The organism is Nocardioides sp. Bht2 (assembly GCF_047308515.1).
Classification (GTDB): Bacteria; Actinomycetota; Actinomycetes; order Propionibacteriales; family Nocardioidaceae; genus Nocardioides.
The window spans coordinates 74,467-101,188 of the sequence record NZ_JBLBWI010000013.1 but is presented as its reverse complement, the minus strand read 5'-3'; the positions used below and the strand labels follow the sequence as shown (position 1 = coordinate 101,188).

Below are 26,722 nucleotides of genomic sequence, written 5' to 3'. Positions count from 1 at the left end.
TCTAGGTGTTGGATCGACACCGAACCTGGGAGACACACATGGAGACCATCAACTGGCGCAACGAGATCGACGCCTCGTTCGGTGACGGGCCCGCCGTCGCGGACCCGGTGGGCGCGCCGCTGGCGGCCGGACGCCGGACCCTGCGCCGGCGCCGGTTCACCGGTGCGTTGGGTGTGGTGGCCGCGGTCTCGGTGCTGGCGGTGGTGGCACCGTCTGTGGTGGGCGAGGGTGACCCCGAGCAGAGCAGCGAGGCGCAGGTGCAGGCCCTCACCCCGACGTCGGCGTTGACCACCCTGGCCCCGGTGGACCGAGCCACCGAACTCGAGTTGAGCATCAATGACCTGCAGCGGTTGACGATCAACCGCGAGACCGGCGAACTGAGCCTGCCTGACGCGCTCAAGGTCGTCGACCAGGGCACCGTGCCGGGCACCGATACGCCCACGTACGAGGTCGGCCTCGGCGGCGGCAAGAGCCTCTACCTCGCGGTGGGTGCCGATGGCGGGGTGGTGGCCAAGCGCGACGCCGCGGGCGCGTTGGCCGAGTTCGGTCAGCAGTTGAAGGGCGGCGGGACCAAGGGAGACAAGAGGATCGCCACCTCGGGCGCGCTGTCGGAGCAGAACACCGGTGACCGTTGAGAAGCTCCGAGCGCGACCGGACCTTCGAGGAGTTCGTCCGGGACCGTCGACCGCATCTGCGCCGGATCGCCTACTCCTTGTGCGGGGACTGGGCGATGGCCGACGACCTGGTGCAGACGGCGTTGGAGAAGGCCTACCTGTCGTGGCCGAAGATCCGGCGCCAGGGTGCCGAGGAGGCGTTCGTACGGCGGATCCTGGTGCGGGCCAGGATCGACGAGACCCGGCGCCCGTGGCGCCGCGAACAGGCGGCCGTGGACCTACCCGACACCCCGGTCGTCGAGTCGCCCGGAGTCGAGGAACGGACTCCACTCTTCGAGGCCCTGCAACGACTTCCGCTGATGCAGCGTCGCGTGGTGGTGCTGCGCCACTGGCTCGACCTCAGCGTCGCGGAGACGGCCGACGAACTCGGGATCAGTGAGGGGACGGTCAAGAGTCACTCGTCGCGCGGCCTTGCCGCCCTGCGCGCGGTACTTGCCGACGTCCCCAGCTGAGTCGCTACCTGAGCACCGCTGAGTATCGGCGCTCAGGCGGCGCTGACGTCGCGACGTCAGGCTGGAGCCATGTGGGCAGACGAAAGCACCCGGTTCACCACCTTCGGACCGGTTCACCTGACGATGTTGCTGATCTTCCTCGTGGTCTGCGTGCCGCTGGTCTGGTGCGGACGGCGTCAGCGGGGGACCGGGCGCGAGGTGTGGTTCTCCCGGGCGTTCGCGCTGGTGATCCCGCTGGTCACGGTGCCGATGCAGATCCTCCAGTTCACGCCGTCGGAGTGGGACCTCGACACCTCGCTCCCGTTGCAGATCTGCGACTTCGCCTGGGTGCTGGGCTGCTACGCGTTGTGGAGCCGCAAGCGGTGGGCTGCCGGCGTCAACTGGTTGTGGGGGCTCACTCTGACCCTGCAGGGGATGCTGACCCCGGATCTCGCCTCGGGCTGGGCCGAGCCGCGGTTCGCGATGTTCTGGGCGATGCACTGGCTGATCGTCTGGTCGGCGGTCTACCTGGTCTGGGGGCTGGGCATCGTGCCGGGCTGGCGCGAGTTCCGGATCGCGGTGGCACTGACCTCGACCTGGGCGATCGCGGTGATGGTCTTCAACGCGATCGTCGGGACCAACTACGGCTATCTGAACGGCAAGCCGAACAACGCCTCCGTCCTCGACTACCTCGGGCCGTGGCCCTCGTACGTGGTGCTGGAGGTCGGGATCGTGATCGGCGTCTGGGCGCTGATGGTGGCGGCGTGCGTCGCACGGAGCCGGTCGGCTGCGGCGCGGAGCCGGTCAGCCGGCAGCGGCGACGACGGCGTCCTCGCCGCCCGCCCAGCTGGCGACTAGCCGGGCCGCACCGGTGACCGGGGTGGCCAGGTCGGTGCTGAACCGGACCTCGGTGCTGGTGGTGGTGCCCTCAAGCCGGACCCGTACCGGCGGCTCGATCTGCTCGACCCGGCCGTCGGCGTGGTGCACCTCGACCTCGGCCTGCTGCTGCTCGCCGGTCAGGGCGCGGGCGAAACAGGCCATCGCGACCGGGTCGCCGGTCGCGGCATAGATCCACCGCTTGCCGAGCGCGGAGTGCTCCATCGTGGTGATCAGGTACTCCTCGGCGCCGTCGAGCGGGGCGCCGCGGTAGGTCACCGGGAGCTGGGCGATCAGGTCGCCGCGCCGTGCGAGCAGCGACTCGATGCCGACCTCGCCGTCCGGGTCGTCGAAGCGGTAGCCACCGATCAGCTCCACCTCGCCGCTACCGCCCCACGGCTGTTGGTCGAGCCAGGCGGTGACCAGCTCGAGCTTGGTGGGCGAGATCTGTGCGCGATGCAGGACGGCCATGCTCCCAGCCTAGGAGGCTGGTGCCTGCGGTGAGCAGGCGCTAGGTGATCCGGGCACAATGGGGCCATGAGCTTCACTGACCTGATGGCGGGTCCTCCGCCCACGAACCTCCCCGTCGACCCGGCAGTCGCCGAACTGGACGGCGGTTCCGCCCCGGCCGCTGTCGTCCGCAACCACCCGGCCTCGCCGGCTGCTTGGGCCGCGCTGGCCGAGCAGGCCGTCGAGCAGGGCGCTGACGACGTCACCGTCTACGCGTACTCCCGCGTCGGCTATCACCGCAGCCTCGACATGCTGCGCCGCAACGGCTGGAAGGGCCACGGCCCGGTGCCGTGGGAGCACGAGTCCAACCGTGGCTTCCTGACCTGCCTCGCGCTGCTGGCCAAGGCCGCCCGCGCGATCGGCGAGACAGACGAGTGGGAGCGCTGCTCCACCTTCCTGCGCGAGACCAGCGCCACCGCAGCTGACGAGCTGCTCGACGCCTGAGCCTGTCGCTCTCCACAGCGCACGTGCGGTCGGGTTCCGCACAGGCCGCACGGCGCTGCTGGTGAGGTTGTCACCGGGGTGACAACTCTGGGGACCATGAGATTTCAAGGGTTCCCACATCGTCAGGAGGTGCTGCACGATGGGCAGCATGACCACGCCCACGCTCGGCCCGGGGCATACCCGCGACGACCTCGATCGGATGCCCGACGACGGCAACCGCTACGAGCTCATCGAGGGTGAGATCGTGATGTCGCCTTCGCCGCGCACGCGCCATCAGGTGATCGCGGCGAATCTTTTCACCCAGCTCCGTGCTGCCTGTCCGTCGGAGTTGTTGGTGCTCTTCGCGCCCTTCGATGTCGCGCTCGAGGAGCGGTCGGTCGTGGTGCCGGACCTTGTGGTCTTCGATCCGGCGCTCGCTGACGAATACGGTCTGGAGGCTGCGCCACGGTTGGTGGTCGAGATCCTCTCGCCGACGACCCGCGGTCGCGACCTGGTCCGCAAGAAGCGGCTCTACGAACGCACCGGCGTCGCGTCGTACTGGATCGTCGACCCCGACGACGAGGTGTCGCTGACCGCCTGGGAGCTGCGGGATGGCGAGTATCAGGCCGTCGCGTCGATCGCCGGTCCCGAGAGTTGGACGGCGTCCGCGCCGTTCCCGGTCACCGTCTCAGCCGCTCAACTCGCCTCAATGTGAGCTGAGCGTTCAGTTCCGCCGCGAATTGCCGCGCTCAGCTCACATTGAGGAGGCTGCGCAGCTTGTCGGAACCGAGAGCCACCACCAGCGTCGGCAGGCGCGGCCCGCGATCGGCGTCGACGAGCAGGTTGTAGAGCAGCTTGAAGAACGCCTTCTGGTCGGCCTTGACCTCGTCGTTCGGCTTCTCCTCCAGGCTGAACCCGCGGGCCAGCTTCGGGACGCCGTAGACGACGGTGGTCGCGCTCTCCTGGGTCAGGTCGTCGGGCAGGTTGCTGAGCAGCAGGTCCAGCCACTGACGCTCCTGCTCCGAGAGCGCCGCCAGCCGCTCGACGTCGGCGCTCTCGCGGACCGTGGTGCGTTCCTCGGCCGGAACGAATTCAGCGGTCCACTGCATCGCCTTCGCCAACCGGGGCTGGAGATCGGCCACCGACTCGTGCGGGAAGCCGACGTGACCGATCACCTCGGAGATCAGCGTGTCCGCACCGGCCGTGACGTCGGCGACCGACGACAAGGTCCGGAACGGGACCTGGACGGCGCTGGTCGGCAACGGCGCGACGGCGGTCGCGGCGGCGCGCTCGTAGGCGAGCACCGCGACGTCGCGCTTGGCCGGGTCGGTGGCCTTCTTGGCGAGCGCATCCCACTCGTCGTAGAGGCGCACCACCTCGGGGCCGAAGTCGATGTCGAAGGTCTGCTTCGGGGCGCGGCGCACGTAGAGCCAGCGCAGGATGGCGGGCTCAAGCACCCGCAGCGCGTCCGTCGCCGTCGGCACGCCACCGGCTGACGACGACATCTTCTGCATGCCGGCGAAACCGACGAATCCGTAAGCCACGAAGGACGGAGCGACCGCGCCGAAGTGCGGAGCCACCTCCTTGCCGACGGTGTAGGAGGAGCCCGGCGTGGCGTGGTCGGCCCCGCCCGGCTCGAAGTCGACGCCCTCGAAGGCCCATCGCATCGGCCAGTCGATCTTCCAGACCAGCTTGCCCTCGTCCTCGGTTGCCACGTTCGTCACGTGCGACTCGCCGCACTCGCGGCAGGTGTAGGCGAGGTCGGTGGTGGTCTCGTCGTAGGAGGTGATGTCGACGGTGTCGCGACCGCAGCTGCGGCAGTACGGCTTGTAGGGGAACCTGCTGAGGTCCTCCGGCGCCTGCTCGGCCTCCTCATCGGCAGTCTCGGCGTCGCCCTTCTTGGTCCGGTACTTCTCCAGGACGGCGTCCAGCTCGCGACGGTGCTTGACCGCGTGCAGTACCTGCTCGCGGTAGGTACCGGCCCGGTACTGCTCGGTCTGGGAGACCTCGACCATCTCCACGCCCATCTCGGCGAGAGCGGCCTGGAGCGGAGCCTTGAAGTGGGTGGCCCAGGAGTCGTGGCAGCCCCACGGGTCCGGCACCGCGGAGAGCGGGCGGCCGATGTGCTCGGCCCACTCGGCGGGGACGCCTGCCGGGACCTTGCGGAACCGGTCGTAGTCGTCCCAGCTGTGCAGGTGCCGCACGTTGACACCGCGGCGGCGCAGCTCGTCGGCGACGAAGTGGACGGTCAGGAACTCGCGCAGGTTGCCCAGGTGGACGGGGCCGGACGGCGAGGCGCCGGAGGCGCAGGTCACCTGAGCGCCGGCGGCCACGGCCTCGGCGCCGCCGGCGTGCCGGATCGCTTCATCCGCGGCACGGGTCACCCAGTCGGTGGGGGGCTGCTGGTTGCCGTCACGGTTGCCTCGTGCCATGGGGTGCTGCGTCCTCTTCCGTCGTGCTCGCTATCTGCGGCCAACGCTACCGTCCGACCGCCCTTACCTCCCGATCGTCCCTCACGAAGTGGCTGTCGACACGCCGTCGGGAGCAACCAGAACGTCAGGGACGATCGGTGGGGCGACGCAGCAGGCGGTACGCGCCGGGGACCACGGTCCAGCTCTGGTTGCGATAAGGGCCGCCGAGTTCGCCGTCCGCGCTGGTCCAGAACTTCTCGCCGCTGACCACGATCCGGTTGCCCCGGACGGTGACCACGTCGTCGCGCTCGGTGTGCTCGCCGCGGCCGAGTCGGATGGCGTAGCCGATCCGGGCCCGCCAACTGATCGCTCGCGAGATCATCACGTCGGCCCGGCCGTCGTCCGGCTTCGCGTCCGGGGTCAGCGTGGTGCCGCCGCCCACGTCGGGGCCGATCCCCACCGAGACCATGAGGACCGCCCGCTGGGCCGGGTTCACCTCGCGTCCGTCGACCTCGACCCGGACCCGGGTGACCTTCGGATGGATCGAGGCTCGTAGCGCTCCGATCGGGTAGCCGAGCTTGCCGAGCCCCACCTTGCCCAGCACCGACTTGGCGTCGGCGCCCTTGCGGCCGGCGTCCGCGGAGATGCCCAGGTGGACGTGGTTGGCGACCACCTCGTCGTCGCCGTCGAGCAGGATGTCGGTGGGCTGCGGAGCGCCGTCCAGGATCGCCTGCGCGGCCTCGGCCGGTTCCAGGGGGACGCCGGTGCCGCGGGCGAAGTCGTTGCCGGTGCCCAACGGGATCAGGCCCACCGTCGCGTCGCCGAGTTCGCCCCGTCGATGCAACGCCGCGACGATCGCGTGCAGGCTGCCGTCGCCGCCCGCGACGACCACTGTCCGCCCGTCGCGAACCGCCAGGACGTCGTCGAGTTCATCCGGGCTGGAGGTCTCGGCGACCTCTACCTCGGCCCCCTTGCGCAGCGCCTCGAGTGCGGTGCCGAGAGCTGTCTCATCGCCACCAGCGCTCGGGTTGGTGATCACCAGGAGTCGGGCCATGCGCAGAGCCTGCCAGCTGCAACGAGGAATCTGGGGACGACGCTGCGAGGTGGTAGCGTTTGGGCGCAAGAGCCCCAGTGCATTGCACCGGGGCTGTTCCCGTTCTTGAGGGGTGACACCCAATGCCCGGAATTATCGTGCTCGGTGCCCAGTGGGGCGATGAAGGCAAGGGCAAGGCGACCGATCTGCTCGCCACGTCCAGCTCGATCGACTACGTGGTACGTACGAGCGGCGGGCACAACGCCGGCCACACCATCGTGGTGAACGGCGAGAAGTACGCCACCCACCTGTTGCCGAGCGGCATCCTGACGCCCGGCGCTACCAGCGTGATCGCCAACGGCGTCGTGGTCTCGCCCGAGGCGCTCTTCCGTGAGCTCGACGGTCTGATCGCGCGCGGCGTCGAGGTCGCGGACCTGGTGGTCAGCTCGAACGCGCACGTGATCGCCAGCTACCACACCACCATCGACAAGGTGAGTGAGCGGTTCCTGGGCAAGAACCAGATCGGCACCACCGGCCGCGGCATCGGCCCGGCCTACGCGGACAAGGTGAACCGTGTCGGTATCCGGATCGCCGACCTCTTCGACGAAGAGGTGCTGCGGGCCAAGATCGACGCCGCCCTCGACATCCGCAACCACATCCTGACCAAGGTCTACAACCGCCGCGCGATCGAGGTCGATGCGGTGGTCGAGGAGCTCACCCAGTACGTGGACCGGCTCCGGCCGATGGTGGCGGACACCTCGTTGCTGCTGAACAACGCGCTCGACGCCGGCAAGACGGTGCTCTTCGAGGGTGCCCAGGCCACGCTGCTCGACGTCGACCACGGCACCTACCCGTTCGTGACGTCGTCCAACCCGGTCGCCGGCGGCGTGTGCACCGGCGCCGGTGTCGGTCCGACCCGGATCGATCGGGTGATCGGCGTGATCAAGGCGTACACCACTCGTGTGGGCTCCGGTCCGTTCCCGACCGAGCTCTTCGACGCCGATGGCGAGAACCTGCAGCGGATCGGCGGTGAGATCGGTGTCTCCACCGGTCGCACCCGTCGTTGTGGTTGGTACGACGCGGTGATCGCGCGTTACGCCAGCCGGGTCAACGGCTTGACCGAGTTCTTCCTGACCAAGCTCGATGTCCTCGACTCGTGGGAGCGGATCCCGGTCTGTGTCGCCTATGAGATCGACGGCGTCCGCCACGACGAGATGCCGATGACGCAGCCCGAGTTCGAGCGGGCGAAGCCGATCTACGAGTACTTCGAGGGTTGGAAGACCGACATCTCCGGGTGCCGCACCTTCGAGGAGCTGCCGAAGAACGCGCAGGTCTACGTGAAGGCGCTCGAAGAGATGAGCGGCGCGAAGTTCTGGGGCGTCGGTGTCGGCCCGGGTCGCGAGCAGACCCTGGTGGTCAACCCCGCCTGATCCGAGGGCTCACAGATAGCCGCCGAGGGTGCAGTAATAGCTCCTGACGGTGCACGAATAGCAGGTGAGGGCGCACAACTTGTGCGCCCTCACCTGCTATTTGTGCGCCCTCGGCGGCCATTGGTGATCCCTCGGGCGGAGGGCATAGTGGGGTTCGTGAGCGGAGCTAACTCGGAAGTGGCCACGCACTGGTGGCGCGATGCGGTCATCTATCAGATCTACCCGCGCAGCTGGGCCGACGCGGACGGCGACGGCGTCGGCGACCTGCCTGGGATCACCGCTCGGCTCGACCACCTCGCGGCGCTCGGCGTCGACGCGTTGTGGATCTCGCCGTTCTACACCTCGCCGCAGAACGATGCCGGTTACGACGTCGCCGACTACCGCGACGTCGACCCGCTCTTCGGCACCCTCGCCGACGCGGATGCCCTGCTGGACAAGGCGCATCGGCTCGGGCTGCGGGTGATCGTGGACCTGGTGCCCAACCACTCGTCGTCGGAGCACGCCTGGTTCCAGGCGGCGTTGGCCAGCCCGCCAGGAAGCCCGGAGCGGGCGCGCTACCTCTTCCGCGACGGGCGCGGAGAGCGCGGCGACGAGCCGCCGAACAACTGGCAGAGCCTCTTCGGCGGCCCGGCCTGGGAACGGATCATCGAAGCCGATGGCACCCCGGGCCAGTGGTACCTCCACCTCTTCGACGTCAGCCAGCCCGACTTCGACTGGTCGAACCCCGAGGTCGGTGACGAGATGGAGTCGGTGATCCGGTTCTGGCTGGACCGCGGCGTCGACGGATTCCGGATCGATGTCGCGCATGGTCTGGTGAAGGCGGCGGGGCTGCCGGACGAGGACCACAGCCTCGATCGTCACCTCTCGCGCACGGACCTGATGCCGATGTGGGACCGCGATGAGGTGCACGACGTCTACCGGCGGTGGCGCAACGTGGTCGAGGAGTATGACGGCGATCGGGTGCTGGTAGGGGAGGCCTGGGTGACGCCGGCCGAGCGGCTCGCCCGCTACGTGCGCGCCGACGAACTGCACCAGACCTTCAACTTCGACTACCTGATGACGCCGTGGCTGGCGCCCGATCAACGGGCCGCGATCACCGCCTCGCTGGCCGCCACCGCGTCGGTCGGCGCCCCGACGACCTGGGTGCTGTCGAACCATGACGTCGTCCGCCACGCCACCCGGCTCGGCTACCCGCAACGCCCCGGCCCGGTCTCGGCCCCGGGGATCGGTGCGGCCGATCCGCAACCGGATCGGCTGTTGGGGGTGCGTCGGGCGCGTGCCGCGACGATGGTGATGCTCGCCCTGCCGGGCTCGGCCTATCTCTACCAGGGTGAGGAGCTGGGGCTGCCGGATGCGACCGAGCTGCCCGACGAAGCCCGCCAGGACCCGACCTTCGCCCGCACCGGCGGGCGCGAGCTGGGCCGTGACGGCTGCCGGGTGCCGATCCCGTGGGAGGGCGCCAGCCCCGGCTGCGGCTTCGGCCCGAGCGCGAGCACCTGGCTGCCGCAGCCCAAGGTCTACGCGGAGCTCGCGGTCGACCGGCAGCAGGGCGCTGCCGACTCGACGCTCGAGCTCTACCGGGCGCTGCTGGCACTGCGCCACGACTGGTCGCTGGGCCAGGGGGTGCTCTCCTGGCCGGAGGAACTCGCCGACGACGCCGAGGTGCTGCGCTTCACCGTCACGACACCCCGAGGAGCGGTCGCGGTGCTCGCCAACGTCGGCTCCGACGGGGTGCGGATCCCCAACGCGGCAAGGGTTCTGGCCTCCAGCGCCGAGCTCGGTCAGGACGGCACGGTGCCGCGCGACGTCACGGTGTGGCTCAGCAACGACTGACCTTCCGTCCCGCACCTGGTGGTTGCGCGTCAATCCGAACAGGGCTAACTTCAAATCCTGACTGTGATGCACGCCACAGTCTGTCCGGTTCGGGCTGGGCACGGGAGGTGCACGTGAGTCCACGACGAACGATCAGTGCGGCGGCAGCCGCAGTGCTGGTCGGCTCCACCCTGGTCGCCTGCGGTGGCGACGACGGCGGGCCGCCGGTGATCAACCTCTATGGCTTCGCCTCGGCAGCCGGGTTCGACAAGGTGATCGCCGACTGCAACAAGCGGGCGAACGGCGAGTATGAGATCAAGGGGAACCTTCTTCCCTCCGACGCGGACGGTCAACGCGAGCAACTGGTCCGTCGGCTGGCGGCCAAGGACGACCAGATGGATCTGCTCGGCCTCGACGTCACCTGGACGGCCGAGTTCGCCGAAGCGGGCTGGATCCGGGAGCTGACCCCGGAGCAGGCCGAGGCGGCCACCGAGGATGTCCTCGACGCACCGATCCGGACGGCCACCTGGCAGGACAAGCTCTACGCGATCCCCAAGCACACCAACGTGCAGCTGCTCTGGTACCGCAAGTCGCTGGTCCCGGAGGCGCCCACCACCTGGGACGAGGTCCGCGAGATCGCCGATCAGCTCGAGCAGGAGGGCAAGCCGCACAAGGTGGGGCTGACGGCGGCACAGTACGAGGGCTACGTCGTCGCCTTCAACACGATCCTCTCCTCGCTCGGCGGCACGATCGTCAACGAGGACAGCACCGAGGTGACGATCGACGACACCACCACGCAGGCGTTGCAGATCCTGCGTGACTTTGCGCGCAGTGACGCCGCGAGCGCCTCGCTCTCCAACAGTCAGGAGCCGGAGGTCTTCGCCCAGTTGCAGAACGGCGAGGCGGCGATGATCATCAACTGGCCCTACGTGCTCAGCGCGATGCGGGGCGCGGCCCCCGAGGTCGCCGAGGACCTAGGCTGGGCGATCCTGCCGTCCTTCGCCGACGGCGAGCCGCCGCGGGCGACGCTGGGCGGAATGAACTTCGCCATCAGCGAGTACAGCAAGCATCCCGAAGAGACCTTCGACGCCGCGATGTGCCTGCGTGACGAGAAGGCGCAGTTGGCGGTGGCGATCGACTCCGGCGAGCCGCCGGTGATGAAGAGCATCTACGAGGACCCGGAGTTCCGGAAGGTCTATCCGATGTACGCGGAGATGCTCAAAGAGCTCGACACCGCGGTCCCGCGGCCGGTGACGCCGCTCTACCAGAACATCTCCACGGTGCTGTCGAACACCATGTCGCCGCCCCGTGACATCGATCCCGGCTCCACCACCGACGACCTCAAGAGCGCGATCCAGGACGCCTTGGACGGAAAGGGGATCCTGCCGTGAGCATCACCCACCCGGCGCAAGCCGCCGAGGGCACCCGGATCGCCCAGGATCGGCACAGCGAGGGCAAGCGCCAGGAGCGCCGCCTGGGCATGATGCTCTGCGCGCCGGCGGTGACCATCATGCTGGTCGTCACCGCCTACCCGATCCTCTACGCCTTCTACCTCTCCTTCTTCCGAGCCGACCTCCGCACCCCGGACGACAACGAGTTCGTCGGTTTCGGCAACTACGTCACGGTGTTGAGCAGTCCGATCTGGTGGGAGGCCTTCTCGATCACCATGTTGATGACGGTCGTCGGCGCTGCCCTGGAGCTGGTCTTCGGCATGATGCTGGCGATCGTCATGCACCGCACGATCATCGGGCGCGGGCTGGTCCGCACCTCGGCGCTGGTGCCGTACGCGATCGTCACCGTGGTGGCGGCGTTCTCCTGGCGCTTCGCCTGGAGCGAGGGGATCGGCTACCTGGCGGGCTGGGGTCCGTTCGGTGACGCTCCGCTCACCGAGAAGTGGCCGTCGGTGGCGATCATCATCCTGGCCGAGGTCTGGAAGACGGTGCCGTTCATGGCGCTGCTGCTGATGGCGGGCCTGGCGCTGGTGCCCGAGGACCTGCTCAAGGCGGCCTCGATGGACGGCGCCAATGCCTGGCAGCGGTTCTGGAAGGTGACGGTGCCCCTGATCAAGCCGTCGATCCTGGTCGCGCTGCTCTTCCGCACCCTGGATGCGTTCCGGATCTTCGACAACATCTACGTGCTGACCAGCGGCGCCAACGGCACCTCGTCGGTCTCGATGCTGACCTATAACAACCTGATCCGCGGCCTCAACCTCGGCATCGGCTCCACGATGGCGGTGCTGATCTTCCTCACGATCGCCCTGATCGCCTTCATCTTCATCAAGCTCTTCGGGGCAGCAGCGCCCGGGGAAGGGGAGTCGCGATGACTGCGCAGACCGAGACGGCCGGGCGCAAGGTCGGCTGGGGGCTCGTCAACCTGGTGGTGCTGATCTACGCGTTCGTGCCGGTGATCTGGATCGTCTCGCTGTCGTTCAAGAAGGACGTCAACGACGGCAGCTACCTGCCCTCCAAGGGTTACACCGGCGACGCGTACCGGCAGATCTTCGACAACGACGACTTCGTCCGGGCGTTGATCAACTCGATCGGCATCTGTTTGATCTCCACCTTCGTGGCGCTGCTCTTCGGCACCATGGCCGCCTATGCGATCGCTCGCCTCGACTTCCCGGGCAAGCGCACGATCGTCGCGGTCAGCCTGCTGATCTCGATGTTCCCGCAGATCGCGCTGGTCACGCCGCTGTTCAAGATCGAGACCGCCGTCGGCATCTTCGACACCTGGCTCGGCCTGATCCTGCCGTACATCACCTTCGCGCTCCCGTTGGCGATCTACACCCTCTCGGCATTCTTCCGAGAGATCCCGTGGGAGCTGGAGAAGGCCGCCAAGATGGACGGCGCGACGCCGTACCAGGCGTTCCGCAAGGTGATCGCCCCGCTCGCGATGCCGGGCGTCTTCACCACGGCGATCCTGGTCTTCATCGCCTGTTGGAACGACTTCCTCTTCGCGATCTCGCTGACGTCGACCAACAACGCGCGCACGGTGCCGGCGGCGATGTCGTACTTCACCGGCGCCACCACGTTCGAGAAGCCGTTCGCAGCGATCGCAGCGGCAGCGGTGGTCATCACCATCCCCATCGTCATCTTCGTTCTGTTCTTCCAGCGCCGGATCGTCGCCGGTCTCACTTCGGGAGCGGTCAAGGGCTGACGCCCTGACCTGAAAGGGAAAGCGCCATGGCCGAGATCGTTCTCAACAACGTCGTCAAGCGTTACCCGGACGGCGCCCTCGCCGTCGAGGACTTCAACCTGACCATCGCCGACGGCGAGTTCATCATCCTGGTCGGGCCGTCGGGCTGCGGGAAGTCGACCACGCTCAACATGATCGCCGGGCTGGAGGACATCACCACCGGTGACCTGCTGATCGACGGCACCCGGGTCAACGATCGGGCACCCAAGGACCGTGACATCGCGATGGTCTTCCAGTCCTACGCGCTCTACCCGCACATGACGGTCGAGGAGAACATGGCCTTCCCGTTGGTGCTGGCAAAAGTCGACAAGGCGACGATCAAGCAGAAGGTGCACGAGGCCGCCGAGATGCTGGAGCTCACCCAGCACCTGAGCCGCAAGCCCGCCAACCTCTCCGGCGGTCAGCGCCAACGGGTGGCGATGGGGCGGGCGATCGTGCGTAGCCCCAAGGCGTTCCTGATGGATGAGCCGCTCTCCAACCTGGACGCGAAGCTCCGGGTGCAGATGCGCACCCAGGTCTCGCGGATCCAGAAGACCCTGGGCACCACCACCGTCTACGTCACCCACGACCAGACCGAGGCGATGACCCTCGGCGATCGGGTGGTGGTGATGCGCGGTGGCGTGGTGCAGCAGGTCGGCAGCCCGACCGAGCTCTACCAGAGCCCGGCCAACCTGTTCGTCGCCGGCTTCATCGGCAGCCCATCGATGAACTTCCTGCCCGCCACCATCGAGGGCGGCACCCTCGACTCTGGCCTCGGCCGGATCGAGATGCCGGACCAGGTGCGCCGTGCCGTTGAGGCCGCGAACGGCAAGGAGGTGATCGTCGGCCTTCGCCCCGAGCACTTCGAGGACGCGGCGGTGGCCGGGGACGCGCCCGGGACGAAGGTCGAGGTCGGTATCGACCTGGTGGAGTCGATGGGCTCCGACGTCTACGCCTACTTCACCGTCGGCGGATCCGCGCGCGCGGCCGACCTCGATGAGCTCGCCAAGGACGTCGGCCAGGACATGCAGGGCTCGGGGACCCAGGTCACCGCACGACTCTCGGCCGACTCGCGGGTGGCACCCGGACACCGCGCCAGCCTGGTGATCGACACCAGCAGGATGCAGGTCTTCGACGTGGAGACGGGAGTGAACCTCACGGCCCGCGTCGCCGACCAGTCCAGGGCGGGCGACCAGGGCGCCGCGAGTGCGAGCGGGGCAGCGAACGGCCAGGCGTCGCACCGCGCAGCGGTGGATCCGGTGGTGGGCGAGGAGGGCTGACCCGCAGGGGAGGTCAGCCGCGCCGTCTTCCGCGCCGCGCCAGCTCGTCGAGGACGTCGACGTCCCAGGTGTGCTCGCGGGTCAGTTCGTAGCGCTCGGCCGCCACCCGCAGATAGGTGTCGGCGGCGAGCTCGTCGGCGCGCCCAAGGCCGGCGTCCTCGATCAGCTCGCGGACCGGGAGGTACTCCTCGCCGTACCAGAGCTCGGCGCACTCGGTGCGATTCAGGTAGTGCTGCTCGGTGTGCATCCGCCGCGCCGACCATGCCTCCACGAGCTCGGCGAGCCGGTGGTAGGAGTGCGGGTCGGCGACGTCGAACTCGGCTGCCGCTGCCGGAGGCAGCGGCACGCGCTCCAGGAAGATCCGGCGCCAGTGCCGACGGTCGAGGTCACCGCGCACGCTGATCCCCTTCGGCGAGATCTCGGTGCGGATCTCGGTGACGTCGGCCTCGATCAGGTCGAGTCCCAAGGACTTGGCGACCGAGACGCGGTGGTGCCCGTCGCGCACGAAGTAGAGGTCGCCGAGCTTGTAGACGTCGATCGGCGGCACGTCCTCGCCGCGCCGCAAAGCCTGCGAGATCCGCTCCCAGCGGCTGCGTGCGCGTCCGGAGGTGGGGCGGAACGCGCGGTCGAAGTCGCGCGACTTGTCGACGGTGCCGACGACCCGCTCCAGCGGGATCACCAGCCTGCCGAGCCGCTTCTCGCCGCGGTATCCGAGCGCGGTGACGACCTCGTCGAAGGAGAGCAGTGAGGTCAGGTCGTCGGTGGCGCGGAAGCGACCGGCGATCGAGCTCAGCACCTGCTGGCGCCGGGCGCGCAGGAAGTCGGCCTCGGCGTCAGCGCGCGGCGAGCCGCTGTTGTACATCGCCGCCCTCCTTCGGGTCGACGTCGAGGACGCGGTAGGGGATCACATTGGCGATCGAGGTGGGTGGCAGCGCGCGGTCCGGCTGCGGCTGGCCGTGCGGATGGATGTGCCCGTGCAGGTGCCAGGTGGGGGAGAGCGCGTCGATCACCTCGTGCAGCGCCTTGATCCCGTGGTGCGGCGGGTCGTCGCCGTCCCCGAGCCCGGACGGCGGCGCGTGGGTGAGCAGGATGTCGACCGACTCGTGCCTGGCCGCGCGGAGCAGGCGGTGCGCCCGTCGCGCGTACTCGCGCTGGTCGTACTGGTGGGGTCCGGAGCGGTACCGCACGCAGCCGCCGAGCCCGGCGATCCGCAGGCCGGCCGCCTCGACCACGTGCAGGTCGGCGTTCAGCCCGCCGATGGGGCGGGGCTCCGCAGTGGGCATCCCGTGGTGCACCCACATCCCGTTGCGGTTGAGGTGCCCCGGGGAGATCTCGGGGTCGTGGTTGCCGGGCACGAAGACCAGCGGGCGGTCGCTGGCGCAGGCCACGTACTCGAGGTAGGCCCACGGCAGGTCGCCGGCAGCGAGCACCAGGTCGACGTCCAGGATGCTGATCCGCTCGGGCGTCAGCGCAGGCGCCTCCTCATCGGCGATGGCGAGTACCCGGACCACGTCTTCGAGAGTAGGTCGGCTTCGTCACCGCCGCCAGGGTGTCGAGGGCGCAGCACTATCCCCTCGGCGGGAATGAGCGCTGGTTCGGGCCGCGGCCGCGGGCAGATAGAATCTCGGCACGTGAAGACCCTCGTGATCGGTACCGGTGGCCGCGAACACGCTCTGGCGTTGGCCCTCTCCCGCGACCCTGCCGTCAGCGAGGTGCACGCTGCCCCGGGCAACCCCGGTATCGCTCAGGTGGCCACCCTGCACGCCGTCGACATCATGGACGGCGCTGCGGTCCGCGACCTTGCCCTCAGCCTGGGTGCCGATCTGGTCGTGATCGGCCCGGAGGCTCCGCTGGTGGCCGGTGTGGCCGACGTCGTCGCCGATGCCGGGATCAGCTGCTTCGGTCCGCGTGAAGGGGCTGCTCTGCTGGAGGGGTCTAAGGCCTTCTCCAAGGAGGTGATGGCCGCCGCGGGTGTGCCCACCGCCGGCTCCCGCACCTGCACCACGACCGAGGAGTACGAGGCCGCGTTCGATGCGTTCGGCGCCCCCTACGTCGTCAAGGACGATGCGCTGGCTGCCGGCAAGGGCGTCGTGGTGACCCTCGACCGCGCCGAGGCGTTGGCGCACGCGCAGGCCTGTGGCCGGGTCGTCGTCGAGGAGTTCCTCAACGGCCCCGAGTGCTCCGTCTTCGTGATCTGCGACGGCACCCGCGGATACGCACTGCAGCCCGCTCAGGACTTCAAGCGGATCTTCGACGGTGGCCAGGGTGCCAACACCGGCGGCATGGGCTCCTACTCGCCACTGCCGTGGGCACCGGCCGACCTCACCGAGACCGTCCTCGCGCAGGTGGTCGACCCGACGTTGGCCGAGATGCGCAAGCGCGGCGCGGAGTACCGCGGCTGCCTCTATGTCGGGCTCGCGCTCACCGCCGACGGACCGCGCGTCATCGAGTTCAACGCCCGTTTCGGCGACCCGGACATCCAGCCGGTGCTGGCACTGCTGACCTCCGGTCTCGGCGGTCTGCTGAAGGCTGCGGCGGACGGCGACCTGAGCTCGGTCGCCGCGCCCACCTTCGCCGACGGCGCCGCGGTCACCGTCGTGCTCGCGTCGGCGGGCTACCCCGAATCGTCGTCCAAGGGCGACGTGATCAGCGGCGTCGGCGCTGCCAACGGCGTCAACGACGTCGACGTCATCCACGCCGGCACCGCCATCCGGCCCGCCGGACCGGACGAGGACCACGAGCACCTGGTCACCGCGGGCGGCCGGGTGCTGGCCGTGCGCGCCGTCGGCTACGACGTCGAGGATGCTCGGGCCCGCGCCTATGCCGCCGCAGATCTGATCTCGTTCGCTGGTCAGCAGCGTCGCTCCGACATCGCCGCCGAGCCACTCGGCGTGATCGAGGGCGGCTCGCTGCTCGGCTGACGCCCGGGACGTCATACGTTGCGAGTACCCGCCTCCACGGAGCGGATGACGTCCGCGAAGAACAACCCACCGAAGAAGGACTCACCATGACCGTCCCCAACGTGCTGGCCACGCGCTACGCCGCCGCCGACCTCGCCGCGATCTGGTCGCCCGAGCACAAGATCGTGCTGGAGCGTCAGCTCTGGATCGCCGTGATGAAGGCGCAGAAGGACCTCGGCATCGAGATCCCGGACGGCGTCATCGAGGCCTACGAGGCTGTGATCGACCAGGTCGACCTCGGCTCCATCGCCGCCCGTGAGCGGGTCACCCGCCACGACGTGAAGGCGCGGATCGAGGAGTTCTGCGCGCTCGCCGGTCACGAGCACATCCACAAGGGGATGACCTCGCGCGACCTCACCGAGAACGTCGAGCAGCTGCAGGTGCTCTCCAGCCTGGCGCTGGTCCGTGACCGTGCGGTCTCCACCCTGGCCCGCCTCGGCCGCCTGGCCGCGGAGCACGAGGCCACCGTGATGGCCGGTCGTTCGCACAACGTGGCGGCCCAGGCCACCACGCTGGGGAAGCGGTTCGCGACGATCGCCGACGAGATGCTGGTCAGCCTGCGTCGCGTCGAGGAGCTCATCGCCCGCTACCCGCTGCGCGGCATCAAGGGTCCGGTCGGCACCGCGCAGGACATGCTCGACCTGCTCGACGGTGACGGCGCGAAGCTGGCCGACCTGGAGAGCCGGGTCGCCGCGCACCTCGGCTTCGACAACGTGCTCACGTCGGTCGGCCAGGTCTACCCTCGTTCGCTCGACTTCGACGTGCTCTCCGCGCTGGTTCAGCTCACCGCCGGACCGTCGAACCTGGCCACCACGATCCGGCTGATGGCCGGCATCGAGCTGGTCACCGAGGGGTTCAAGGAGGGCCAGGTCGGCTCCTCCGCGATGCCGCACAAGATGAACACCCGCTCCTGCGAGCGGGTCAACGGGCTTGCCGTGATCACCCGTGGCTACCTGTCGATGGTCGGCGAGCTCGCCGGCGACCAGTGGAACGAAGGCGACGTCTCCTGCTCCGTGGTCCGCCGGGTCGCTCTGCCGGACGCCTTCTTCGCCGTCGACGGTCTCTTCCAGACCTTCCTCACCGTGCTCGACGAGTTCGGTGCCTTCCCTGCCGTGATCCAGCGCGAGCTGGACCGCTACCTGCCGTTCCTGGCCACCACCAAGGTGCTGATGAGCACGGTGCGCAACGGCGTCGGCCGCGAGGTCGCGCACGAGGCGATCAAGGAGGCGGCGGTGGGCACCGCGTTGGCGATGCGCCAGGGCCAGGTGGAGAACGACGTCTTCGCCAAGCTGGCCGCCGACGAGCGTCTGGGCCTCACCCGCGACCAGATCGACGCCCTGGTCGCGGACCCGATCACCTTCACCGGTGCCGCGGTCGACCAGGTGCAGGCCGTCCTCCGCCAAGTCGAGGCCGTTGCCGCGAAGTACCCCGAAGCAGCTGCGTACAACCCTGGCTCGATCCTCTGATCGTTGCTCGACCGAAGGCCCGGACCACCTTGGTTCGGGCCTTCTGCGTCTCCTGGTTCCCTGTTTCGTCGGCAGTACGCGAGTGGTATCCGAAGCTCGGGCGTAGGGGCGTAGGAGATGTCGCGGGAACTGCCGGTGGATGGTGACAAGAGTCACCGGAGAAATGCTCAGGAATCGCGGAAATAGGCGCATTAAAGCCCCAGTTTGGGGCGTTTTTGCAGGTCAGGAGTTGCGGACTAGACCGCGCCTTGGTTGAGTCGAGTGGTTGTATCCGCTCAATTTCTAAGGGGGAAGGCCCAGACGGCCTACCGAATTCCATGGCTGACAAAGCAAAGTCCAGTCCCTCCCATCAAGCCCGCACTCTGCTTAAGGCGCGCACCAAGCGGCACCCCGCTCTCGACTTCCCGCCCATCGATGAGACCAAGCAGCGCGGCCGTTTCGACCCCATCGTCTTCGGGGTCACGGCCGGATTCGCGATCGCCTTCCTGATCTGGGGAGCCGCCGACACCGAAGGCCTGCTCAACTGGTCCACGAAGGCCCTCGACTGGGTCGTCGACAACACCGGCTGGCTCTTCGTGGTGGCGTCGTCCGGCTTCGTCGTCTTCGTGCTCTGGCTGGCGCTCGGCCGCTTCGGCCAGATCCCGCTCGGCCGCGACGACGAGGAACCAGAGTTCCGGACGTCGTCCTGGGTGGCGATGATGTTCAGCGCCGGTATGGGTATCGGCCTGATGTTCTGGGGCTCGGCGGAGCCGCACGGATACTTCGTGAACGGCATCCCGGGTACCGACCCGGACCGGGCCGCCGAGGTCGCCATGGCACAGACCCTCTTCCACTGGACCCTGCACCCCTGGGCGATCTACTGCGTGGTCGGCCTGGCGGTCGCCTACGGCATGTACCGCAAGGGCCGGGTCCAGCTGATCAGCGCGATCTTCCGTCCGATCCTCGGCAAGCGTGCCGATGGTCCGATCGGCAAGGTCATCGACATGCTCGCCATCTTCGCGACCCTCTTCGGCTCGGCTGCCTCGCTCGGTCTCGGCGCCCTGCAGATCGCTGAGGGCTACCAGATCGTCAGCGGCGCCAGCGAAGTCACCAACACCCTGCTGGTGATGGTGATCGTGGTGCTCACCATCTGCTTCATCATCTCCGCGGTCTCGGGTGTCTCGCGCGGCATTCAGTACCTCTCCAACATCAACATGGTGCTGGCCCTGGTCCTCGCGCTCTTCGTCTTCGTCGCGGGACCGACCATCTTCATGTTGAACATGGTGCCCACCTCGATGGGTGAGTACGTCGGCCAGTTCGGCACGATGGCGGGCCGTACCGGAGCCGAGGGCGAGGCGACCGCCGAATGGCTGCGTGGCTGGACCGTCTTCTACTGGGCCTGGTGGGTCTCCTGGACGCCGTTCGTCGGCATGTTCATCGCCCGCATCTCGCGGGGCCGCACCATCCGCCAGTTCGTCACCGGCGTGCTGCTGGTGCCGAGCGTGGTCAGCCTGCTCTGGTTCGCGATCTTCGGCGGCGCGGCGATCTTCGAGGCCAACAACGGCACCGACCTGGGTACCTCCACCACCGGCAAGCTCTTCGAGCTGCTCGACCAGTACCCGATCGCTCAGGTCACCAGCATCCTGGTGATGGTCCTGGTCGCGATCTTCTTCGTCTCCGGCGCGGACGCCGCCTCGATCGTGATGGGTTCGCTCTCGGAGCGCGGTGCGCTCGAACCCAAGCGGCTCAACGTCGTCTTCTGGGGCGCGGCCACCGGTGCGGTCGCCGCGATCATGCTGGTGGTCGGCTCCAAGTCCAGCAAGGAGGGCGAGAACGATGCCCTCCAAGGCCTACAGAACATCACCATCATCGCGGCGCTGCCGTTCCTGTTGGTGATGATCGGTATCGCCGTGGCGCTGGTCAAGGACCTGCGCAAGGACCCGCTGATGGTCCGCCGGGCCTACGCCCTGGACCGGGTCCAGGCGGCCGTCGTCGCGGGTGTCGAGGAGCACGGCGACGAGTTCGCGATCGCGATCATCCACGACGAGAACGGCACCTCGCTCACCAACCCGGTGGTGCCTGCCGACCCGGCGGAGACGCCGTCGGTCAACGGCACCGAGCCGAGCGGCCCAGCCGCGGACGGCGCCCCGAGCAGCACCGTGTGAGTTCGAGCCGGCAGATGGCCCAGATGGGCCATCTGCTGGCTCCGACCGGCCACACCTGGCCGGTTCCTCTCCCCAGAGCCGGCGGAACCCGCTGATGATGTCGGGGAATCTGCATCTGGGGAGGAGCCAGGATATGAACGCTGTGAAGCGTGTTCTTGTGGGCATCGTGATGATGGCGCTCACGTTCGGAGTGGCGGCGGTACCGCTGCTCTCGACGGCGGGAGCAGCCAACGCGGAGCCCGCGGATCCGGCGGCGTGTGCGTCCGCCAACTCTGCTGTGGCCAAGCAGAAGAAGGCAGTGAAGACGGCCAACACCGCGGTCACCAAGGCCAAGAAGCAGCTGAAGAAGGCGAAGAAGGCCAAGCTCAACAAGGCCAAGAAGGCGAAGAAGGTCAAGAAGGCCAAGCGCGTTCTCGCCGCGAAGAAGAAGGCCCTGAAGACCAAGAAGGCCTCCCTCGCCAAGGCTGTGAAGACCAAGAACGCCAAGTGCGCCGACCGTCCGGTCGACAAGAAGGCGGCGGGCTTCGGTGAACTGCTCGCGCTGCTGAGCAAGGCCACCGGCTCGCAGGTCGGCGGTGTCAGCGGAACCGGGCTCGACGCCAACCAGTTGCAGGGCCTGGTCGCTCTCCTCGGTCAGGGTTCGGCACTCCCGGCGCTCAGCCCGGCGACCCTCACCGACATCCTCGGTGGATTCAACTCCAGCTCCCTCGACCCGGCCGTGATCAGTGAACTGCTGGGCGGCGCGCTCTCGCCCAACCAGGTGATCGCGCTGCTCTCCGGCTCCGCCGACCCGGCCGTCCTGGTCAGCCTCTTCACGGAGATGTTCAGCCAGTTCAGCTCGCTGGCCGGTAGCAGCTTCCCGATGCCGACCGACCCGGCTGCATTCTTCGAGCTCTTCAGCACGGGCCTCGACGCCTTGACCGGCCTGCTCGACCCGAACCAGGTCGGCGCGCTGCTCGGCCTGCTGGCCGGTGCTGCGGGTTCGGGTGGGGGCGCCTTCAACCTCGCCGAACTGCAGGCGCTGATCACCGCGCTGATCCCGGCTCAGTTCGCGAACGCCTTCGACGCCAACGCCCTCTCCGCACTGTTGGCCGGCTTCAACGGTCTCTCCAACGACCCGACGGCCCTGCTCAGCCTGTTGGGCGGACAGTTCTCGGTCGAGCAGATCACGGCGCTGATGTCCGGTAGCGCCAGCCCGGCCGTGGTGGCCGAGCTGATCGGCCAGGTGGTGGCTCAGCTGACCAGCCTCGGCGGCGGCAGCTTCACCTTGCCCGGCCCGATCGACGCCAGCCTGATCACCACGCTGGTCACCACCGTCGTCGGTCTGGTCGAGTCGATCCTCGACGGACTCTTCGGTGATCTGCCGACTCTGCCGATCTGCATCATTCCGATCCCGTTGCTCTGCACCTGAGCGTGCCACGGCAGCAGCCGTGGAAATGACGACGAGCCGCGTTCCCCCTCAGGGACGCGGCTCGTCTTCGTTCGTGTGGCTGGTCAGGCGCCGGGGCGGACGTCGAGCACGACGTCGAACTCCAGCAGTTGTGCGCCCGAGGCGACCGGCTTGCCGTGCTCGCCAGCGTGCGCGGCGCGGGCGTCGCCGTCCCGCCAGGCGGCGAAGGAGTCCTCATCGGTCCACTGCGTGACCACGAAGTAGCGGTCGTCGCCCGCGGTCGGGCGGAGCAGTTGGAAGCCGAGGAAACCGGGTGCGTTCTCGACGCTGCCGGCGCGGGCCGCGAAGCGGCGCTCCAGCTCAGCGTGTGCCTGCGGAGGAACAGAGATGGCGTTGATCTTTACGACGGGCATGCCAGCAGCCTAGCGACCTGTGCCACTCGCGGCTGCCCCCAGCGGCGCGGCCGGTGGCCGCTGGATAGGCTCGGACCATGGGCGATCTCAACATTCCGGCGGCTCCTGCGATCGCAGGAACGACCCACCTGCACTCGGGCAAGGTACGTGACCTGTACCGGGTCGACGTCGGCGAGCACGCGGGCCGCCTGCTGATGGTCGCCAGCGACCGGATCAGTGCCTACGACTACGTGCTGGAGAGCACCATCCCGGACAAGGGCGAGATCCTTACCCGGATGTCGCTGTGGTGGTTCGAGCAACTCGGGGTCGAGAACCACGTGGTCTCCCTCGACGTCCCGGACGCCGTCCGCGGCCGCGCGGTGATCTGTGAATCTCTCGAGATGTTCCCGGTGGAGTGTGTCGCCCGTGGCTACCTGACCGGCTCCGGCCTCGTCGACTACCAGGCCACCGGTGCCGTCTGCGGTGTCGAGCTGCCGCCCGGCCTGATCGACGCCTCCCGGCTGCCCGCGCCGATCTTCACCCCGGCCGCCAAGGCTGCCGTCGGTGACCACGACGAGAACGTCTCCTTCGAGGCGGTGGTCGACGTCGTCGGGACCGAGGTCGCCGAGGCGTTGCGGACCGCGACCCTCGACATCTACGGCCGCGCCGAGGAGATGGCCCGCGAGCGCGGGATCATCCTGGCCGACACCAAGTTCGAGTTCGGTGCGCGCGCCGACGGCACGATCGTGCTCGCCGACGAGGTGCTGACCCCGGACTCCTCGCGCTTCTGGCCGGCCGCGGAGTGGGCGCCCGGTCAGATCCAGGCCTCCTACGACAAGCAGATCGTGCGCAACTGGCTGACCTCTCCGGCCTCGGGTTGGGACAAGGCGTCCGGCGAGGCGCCCCCGACGCTGCCCGACGACGTCGTCGCGTTGACCCGCGCCAAGTACGTCGAGGCCTACGAGACCCTCACCGGTCTGCGTTTCTGAGCCGGGGGCGTCGATGAGCCTTCCGGCGATCCACTTCCGGTGCTCGCCGCAGGCTGCCTTCGACTACCTCAGCGACCCGGCCCGGCGACCGGAGTGGCAGTCCAGCCTGCGCTCGGTGGTGCCGATCTCCGACCCGGTCGACGGCCCCAACGCGGAGTGGGTCGACGTCACCTGGCCGGGGTTGCGGCCGCGGATGTCGACGACGGTCTACGAGCCGGGAGTGCGGTGGGCCGAGGTCGGGCATTGGCGTGGTGTCTCGGCCACCCTGGAGCTCGCCTTCACCCCGCGTGACGGCGGCACCGACGTCACGCCGCGGATGGATCTGACCGGCTCCTCCTGGTGGCGACCGGCGGTCTGGATCGCGGGCCGACTCGCTCCGGGAGCGGTGGCTGCCGATCTACGTCGCGCCGCCACCCTCTGCTCAATGTGAGCTGGCGGCGCCTTCAGCGCTGAATTCCGAGCGCTCAGGTCTCATTGAGCAGCTGGGCTAGGTGCTTCGAGTGCCGCCCGGCGAGGTCGTCGACCTGAGTACGGCAGGAGAACCCGTCAGCGAGCACGATCGCCTGCGGGTGCTGGGCCAGGGCCGGCATCAGCTGCAGGTCGGCGACGGCGACCGAGACGTCGTGGTGGCCACGCTCCACCCCGAAGTTGCCGGCCAGACCGCAGCAGCCGCCGAGGCGGACCACCTCGGCGCCGGTCCGGGCGAGCAGCGCAGCATCCGTCTCCCAGCCCAGGACCGCATGGTGGTGGCAGTGCGGCTGAGCGAGCACCGTCATCCCGGAGAGGATCGGCGGGGTCCAGGACGGCGTGCGGGTCAGCAGCTCCGCCAAGGTGACGACGGCGTCGGCCACCAACTGCGCATCCTTGGTGCCCAGCAGGGCCGGCGCATCGTGGCGTAGCGCCGCGGTGCAGGACGGCTCCAACCCGACGATCGGGGTCCCTGCGCGGGCAGCGGGCAGGAGGAGTTCGACGGTGCGCGCGAGGCGCTTCTTCGCCGCGTCGAGCTGGCCGGTGGTGATCCAGGTCAGCGCACAGCAGGCCTGTTCGTCGGCACTCCGCGGTGCGAACCCGGCCCGGACCAGCACGTCCCGGGTGGCCTGAGCGACCTCGGGAGCGAAGTGGTCGGTGAAGCTGTCGACGAACATCACCACCGGAAGCCCGTCGCGGGCGGGTGGCGGTTCGCTCTGCCGCCAGGTGGTCGGCGCGAACTTCGGAACCGACCGGCGAGCGTCGACGCCGGCCGCCCACAGCGCGAGCCGCCGGGTGAGCCGGGAGCCGGTCAGCGCGTTCGCCAACCGCGGATGGCGAGCGGCGACGTCGGCCCAGCGGGGGAGCCAGCCGAGTGTGTAGTGGGTACGTGGTCGGAGTCTGCGTCGATAGGAGTGGTGCAGCACCTCGGACTTGTAGGTCGCCATGTCGATGCCGGTCGGACAGTCGGAGGCGCAGCCCTTGCAGGACAGGCAGAGATCGAGCGCGTCGTGGACCGCCGGGTCGCGCCAGCCGCCGTCCAGGCCGCCGTCCATCATCTCCTGCAGGACCCGGGCCCGGCCGCGGGTGGAGTCGATCTCGTTGCGGGTCGCCGCGAACGACGGGCACATCACTGTCTCAGAGGCGGGCGTCGTCACGCGACACTTGCCGACCCCGGTACAACGGTGGACCGCGGTGCTGAGGTCGTCGCCGTCAGCGAGGCGCAGGACCTGCCTCCCGGACGGCGCTGGGCGCGGGAGCCGGAGGTCGGCCGTCAGAGCCGCGGGCGCCACCAGAACCCCAGGATTGAGCAGGGCAAGGGGATCGAAGAGTTCCTTGACCGCGCCGAAGAGGGCGATCGCCTCCGCGGAGTACATCCGATCCAGGAGTGCGCTCCGCGCCCGGCCGTCGCCGTGTTCGCCCGACAGCGAGCCGCCGTGCTCGGCGACCAGGTCGGCGGCCGCCTCGGCGAAGGCGGTCACCCGCTGTGCGGCGTCGGGGGCTTCGAGTGGGAAGTCCAAGCGGACATGGACGCAGCCTTCGCCGAAGTGCCCGAACGGCATCGCGGTCAGTTGGTGATCCTCAAGCAGGGCTTGGAATCCGCGGAGGTAGCCGGCCAGGTTCTCCGGCGGAACCGCGGCGTCCTCCCAGCCGGGCCAGGCCGGGTAGCCGGCCGGGCTTCGTCCGGCGAGACCGGCCCCGTCGGCCCGGATCGCCCACAACGCCTTCATCTCCACGGGATCGATGACCGTGCGGTGGTGTCGGGTGGCAGAGTCGCGGGCCAGTCGGGCCGCCCGTGCTTCGAGCTCGGTGGGCGACTCTCCGGCGAGTTCGGCGAAGATCCAGGCCTGGCCGTCGGGGAGTTCGGGCACCGCCCGCCGTGCGCGGACGACGTCGACGATCCGGGAGTCCAAGCCCTCGCAGGCCGTCATCTCGTGGGTCAGCAGGCCGGGCACCGCTTCGGCAGCGGTGACCATCTCCGGATAGCCCAGGACGACCAGCACCCGGTGCCTCGGCTCGGGGATCAGCCGCACGGTGGCCTCGGTGACGACCCCGAGCGTCCCCTCCGAGCCGACGAGCGCGCGGGTGAGGTCACGGCCGTGTTCGGGCAGCAGGTGCTGCAACGCGTACCCGGAGACCTGGCGGGGGAAGCGACCGAACTCGGTACGCAGGACGGAGAGATGGGTGTCGATCAGCTCGCCCAAGGCGAGCCGAGCCGGTGCGAACCCCCGATGCCCGGTGGTCCGCGACGTGATGAGTTCGGCTCCGGTCCCGGTGATCAGACTCAGCGCCTCGACGTTGTCGGCGGTGCGCCCGTAGGCCAACGACCTGCTGCCACAGGCGTCGTTGCCGATCATTCCGCCGATCGTGCACCGGGACGCCGTCGAGGGGTCGGGGCCGAAGCGGAGGCCGAAGGGGGCGGCAGCGCGTTGCAGATCTGCCTGGACCACGCCCGGCTGGACTCGCGCGGTCCGGGCCTGCGTGTCGATCGCGATGATCCGGTCGAGGTGCTTCGAGACGTCGAGCACGATCCCGGGCCCGATCGCGTTGCCGGCGACCGAGGTTCCGGCACCGCGTGGCGTCAACGGCACCCGGTGTTCGCGCGCCACCTCGATCGCGGCTGCGACCTGCTCCGCGTTGCGAGGGAAGGCGATCAGCCGCGGCGGCACCCGATAGAGCGAGGCGTCGCTGGTGTAGGCGGCCCGGCTCGCGGCGTCATCGCGGACGTCGTCGACCCCGGCTCGGCGCAACGCAGCGCGCAGGTCACCCTGCTCGTCCGCCTCCGCCACCTGCTCCGACACGCGGACAGCGTAGTCGCCCCAGCCCCGCTCAATGTGACCTCAGCGCGCGGAAATCCGG

At 69.0% G+C, this 26,722-nt stretch carries 24 protein-coding genes; 17 read left to right on the top strand and 7 right to left on the bottom strand.

Annotated elements, in window-relative coordinates; genetic code table 11:
- The first annotated feature begins 38 nt into the window (after positions 1-38).
- From ACLM5J_RS15725 to ACLM5J_RS15715, 3 genes are all read left to right on the top strand, one after another.
- Positions 39-635 (top strand): hypothetical protein, encoded by a 597-nt coding sequence (locus ACLM5J_RS15725; protein ID WP_413657412.1) that lies wholly within the window; start codon positions 39-41, stop codon positions 633-635.
- Positions 632-1,126, top strand: coding sequence for a SigE family RNA polymerase sigma factor (locus tag ACLM5J_RS15720; RefSeq protein WP_413657411.1), 495 nt, complete (start codon positions 632-634; stop codon positions 1,124-1,126). Before ACLM5J_RS15725 ends, ACLM5J_RS15720 begins: the two co-directional genes overlap by 4 nt.
- Before the next feature lie 69 nt (positions 1,127-1,195).
- The gene (locus ACLM5J_RS15715) at positions 1,196-1,963 is read left to right on the top strand and encodes a TIGR02206 family membrane protein (protein ID WP_413657410.1); all 768 of its coding nucleotides are present in this window, start codon (positions 1,196-1,198) and stop codon (positions 1,961-1,963) included.
- Here ACLM5J_RS15715 and ACLM5J_RS15710 read toward each other — a convergent pair.
- Positions 1,910-2,452, bottom strand: a complete 543-nt coding sequence (locus tag ACLM5J_RS15710) for a CG0192-related protein (RefSeq protein WP_413657408.1) — start codon at positions 2,450-2,452, stop codon at positions 1,910-1,912. The genes ACLM5J_RS15715 and ACLM5J_RS15710 overlap by 54 nt on opposite strands.
- A 66-nt stretch (positions 2,453-2,518) precedes the next feature.
- Between ACLM5J_RS15710 and ACLM5J_RS15705 the strand changes: the two genes are divergently transcribed.
- The gene (locus ACLM5J_RS15705) at positions 2,519-2,935 is read left to right on the top strand and encodes a DUF3151 domain-containing protein (RefSeq protein ID WP_413657407.1); all 417 of its coding nucleotides are present in this window, start codon (positions 2,519-2,521) and stop codon (positions 2,933-2,935) included.
- Between the two features lie 148 nt (positions 2,936-3,083).
- Complete coding sequence (locus ACLM5J_RS15700; protein WP_413657406.1) at positions 3,084-3,629, top strand: Uma2 family endonuclease; 546 nt, start codon at positions 3,084-3,086, stop codon at positions 3,627-3,629.
- Positions 3,630-3,663: 34 nt separating this feature from the next.
- Here ACLM5J_RS15700 and lysS read toward each other — a convergent pair whose 3' ends face one another.
- Together lysS and ACLM5J_RS15690 are read right to left on the bottom strand one after the other, a co-directional pair.
- Positions 3,664-5,346, bottom strand: coding sequence for a lysine--tRNA ligase (gene lysS, locus ACLM5J_RS15695; protein ID WP_413657405.1), 1,683 nt, complete (start codon positions 5,344-5,346; stop codon positions 3,664-3,666).
- Between the two features lie 124 nt (positions 5,347-5,470).
- Positions 5,471-6,379, bottom strand: coding sequence for a diacylglycerol/lipid kinase family protein (locus ACLM5J_RS15690; RefSeq protein WP_413657404.1), 909 nt, complete (start codon positions 6,377-6,379; stop codon positions 5,471-5,473).
- Positions 6,380-6,501: 122 nt separating this feature from the next.
- On the opposite strand from ACLM5J_RS15690, the gene ACLM5J_RS15685 reads away from it, so the two are divergent.
- The 6 genes from ACLM5J_RS15685 to ACLM5J_RS15660 all read left to right on the top strand — a co-directional run bounded on the left by ACLM5J_RS15685 (position 6,502) and on the right by ACLM5J_RS15660 (position 14,054).
- Positions 6,502-7,788 carry an adenylosuccinate synthase gene (locus ACLM5J_RS15685; RefSeq protein ID WP_413657403.1) on the top strand — a complete coding sequence of 429 codons (1,287 nt, stop codon included), beginning with the start codon at positions 6,502-6,504 and terminating at the stop codon, positions 7,786-7,788.
- Between the two features lie 156 nt (positions 7,789-7,944).
- Positions 7,945-9,621, top strand: coding sequence for a glycoside hydrolase family 13 protein (locus ACLM5J_RS15680; protein ID WP_413657402.1), 1,677 nt, complete (start codon positions 7,945-7,947; stop codon positions 9,619-9,621).
- Positions 9,622-9,734: 113 nt separating this feature from the next.
- Positions 9,735-10,991, top strand: a complete 1,257-nt coding sequence (locus ACLM5J_RS15675) for an ABC transporter substrate-binding protein (RefSeq protein ID WP_413657400.1) — start codon at positions 9,735-9,737, stop codon at positions 10,989-10,991.
- Positions 10,988-11,923 carry a carbohydrate ABC transporter permease gene (locus tag ACLM5J_RS15670; RefSeq protein ID WP_413657399.1) on the top strand — a complete coding sequence of 312 codons (936 nt, stop codon included), beginning with the start codon at positions 10,988-10,990 and terminating at the stop codon, positions 11,921-11,923. The genes ACLM5J_RS15675 and ACLM5J_RS15670 overlap by 4 nt, the downstream gene beginning before the upstream one ends.
- Entirely contained in the window at positions 11,920-12,756 is an 837-nt protein-coding gene (locus ACLM5J_RS15665; protein WP_413657397.1) for a carbohydrate ABC transporter permease, read from the top strand. The genes ACLM5J_RS15670 and ACLM5J_RS15665 overlap by 4 nt, the downstream gene beginning before the upstream one ends.
- A gap of 26 nt (positions 12,757-12,782) precedes the next feature.
- Positions 12,783-14,054, top strand: coding sequence for an ABC transporter ATP-binding protein (locus ACLM5J_RS15660; RefSeq protein WP_413657396.1), 1,272 nt, complete (start codon positions 12,783-12,785; stop codon positions 14,052-14,054).
- Between the two features lie 13 nt (positions 14,055-14,067).
- Here the strand turns inward: ACLM5J_RS15660 and ACLM5J_RS15655 are convergent, their stop codons facing one another.
- On the bottom strand, positions 14,068-14,916 hold the full coding sequence (locus ACLM5J_RS15655) for a chromosome partitioning protein ParB (RefSeq protein WP_413657395.1): 849 nt from the start codon (positions 14,914-14,916) through the stop codon (positions 14,068-14,070).
- On the bottom strand, positions 14,888-15,565 hold the full coding sequence (locus ACLM5J_RS15650) for a metallophosphoesterase family protein (RefSeq protein WP_413657394.1): 678 nt from the start codon (positions 15,563-15,565) through the stop codon (positions 14,888-14,890). The genes ACLM5J_RS15655 and ACLM5J_RS15650 overlap by 29 nt, the downstream gene beginning before the upstream one ends.
- Before the next feature lie 120 nt (positions 15,566-15,685).
- Between ACLM5J_RS15650 and purD the strand changes: the two genes are divergently transcribed.
- From purD to ACLM5J_RS15630, 4 genes are all read left to right on the top strand, one after another.
- Positions 15,686-16,975 (top strand): phosphoribosylamine--glycine ligase, encoded by a 1,290-nt coding sequence (gene purD / locus ACLM5J_RS15645; RefSeq protein ID WP_413657393.1) that lies wholly within the window; start codon positions 15,686-15,688, stop codon positions 16,973-16,975.
- Between the two features lie 86 nt (positions 16,976-17,061).
- Positions 17,062-18,480, top strand: a complete 1,419-nt coding sequence (gene purB, locus ACLM5J_RS15640; RefSeq protein WP_413657392.1) for an adenylosuccinate lyase — start codon at positions 17,062-17,064, stop codon at positions 18,478-18,480.
- Between the two features lie 317 nt (positions 18,481-18,797).
- Entirely contained in the window at positions 18,798-20,624 is a 1,827-nt protein-coding gene (locus ACLM5J_RS15635; protein WP_413657390.1) for a BCCT family transporter, read from the top strand.
- Positions 20,625-20,757: 133 nt separating this feature from the next.
- On the top strand, positions 20,758-22,035 hold the full coding sequence (locus ACLM5J_RS15630) for a hypothetical protein (protein WP_413657389.1): 1,278 nt from the start codon (positions 20,758-20,760) through the stop codon (positions 22,033-22,035).
- Positions 22,036-22,118: 83 nt separating this feature from the next.
- Here ACLM5J_RS15630 and ACLM5J_RS15625 read toward each other — a convergent pair whose 3' ends face one another.
- Positions 22,119-22,427: an antibiotic biosynthesis monooxygenase family protein gene (locus ACLM5J_RS15625; protein WP_413657388.1), complete on the bottom strand. Its 309-nt coding sequence runs from the start codon at positions 22,425-22,427 to the stop codon at positions 22,119-22,121.
- 77 nt (positions 22,428-22,504) lie between these two features.
- On the opposite strand from ACLM5J_RS15625, the gene ACLM5J_RS15620 reads away from it, so the two are divergent.
- Positions 22,505-23,395 (top strand): phosphoribosylaminoimidazolesuccinocarboxamide synthase, encoded by an 891-nt coding sequence (locus ACLM5J_RS15620; RefSeq protein ID WP_413657387.1) that lies wholly within the window; start codon positions 22,505-22,507, stop codon positions 23,393-23,395.
- Positions 23,396-23,408: 13 nt separating this feature from the next.
- Positions 23,409-23,825: an SRPBCC family protein gene (locus ACLM5J_RS15615; RefSeq protein ID WP_413657386.1), complete on the top strand. Its 417-nt coding sequence runs from the start codon at positions 23,409-23,411 to the stop codon at positions 23,823-23,825.
- A 34-nt stretch (positions 23,826-23,859) separates the two neighbouring features.
- Here ACLM5J_RS15615 and ACLM5J_RS15610 read toward each other — a convergent pair whose 3' ends face one another.
- Entirely contained in the window at positions 23,860-26,664 is a 2,805-nt protein-coding gene (locus ACLM5J_RS15610; RefSeq protein ID WP_413657385.1) for an FAD-binding and (Fe-S)-binding domain-containing protein, read from the bottom strand.
- Positions 26,665-26,722 lie beyond the last annotated feature (58 nt).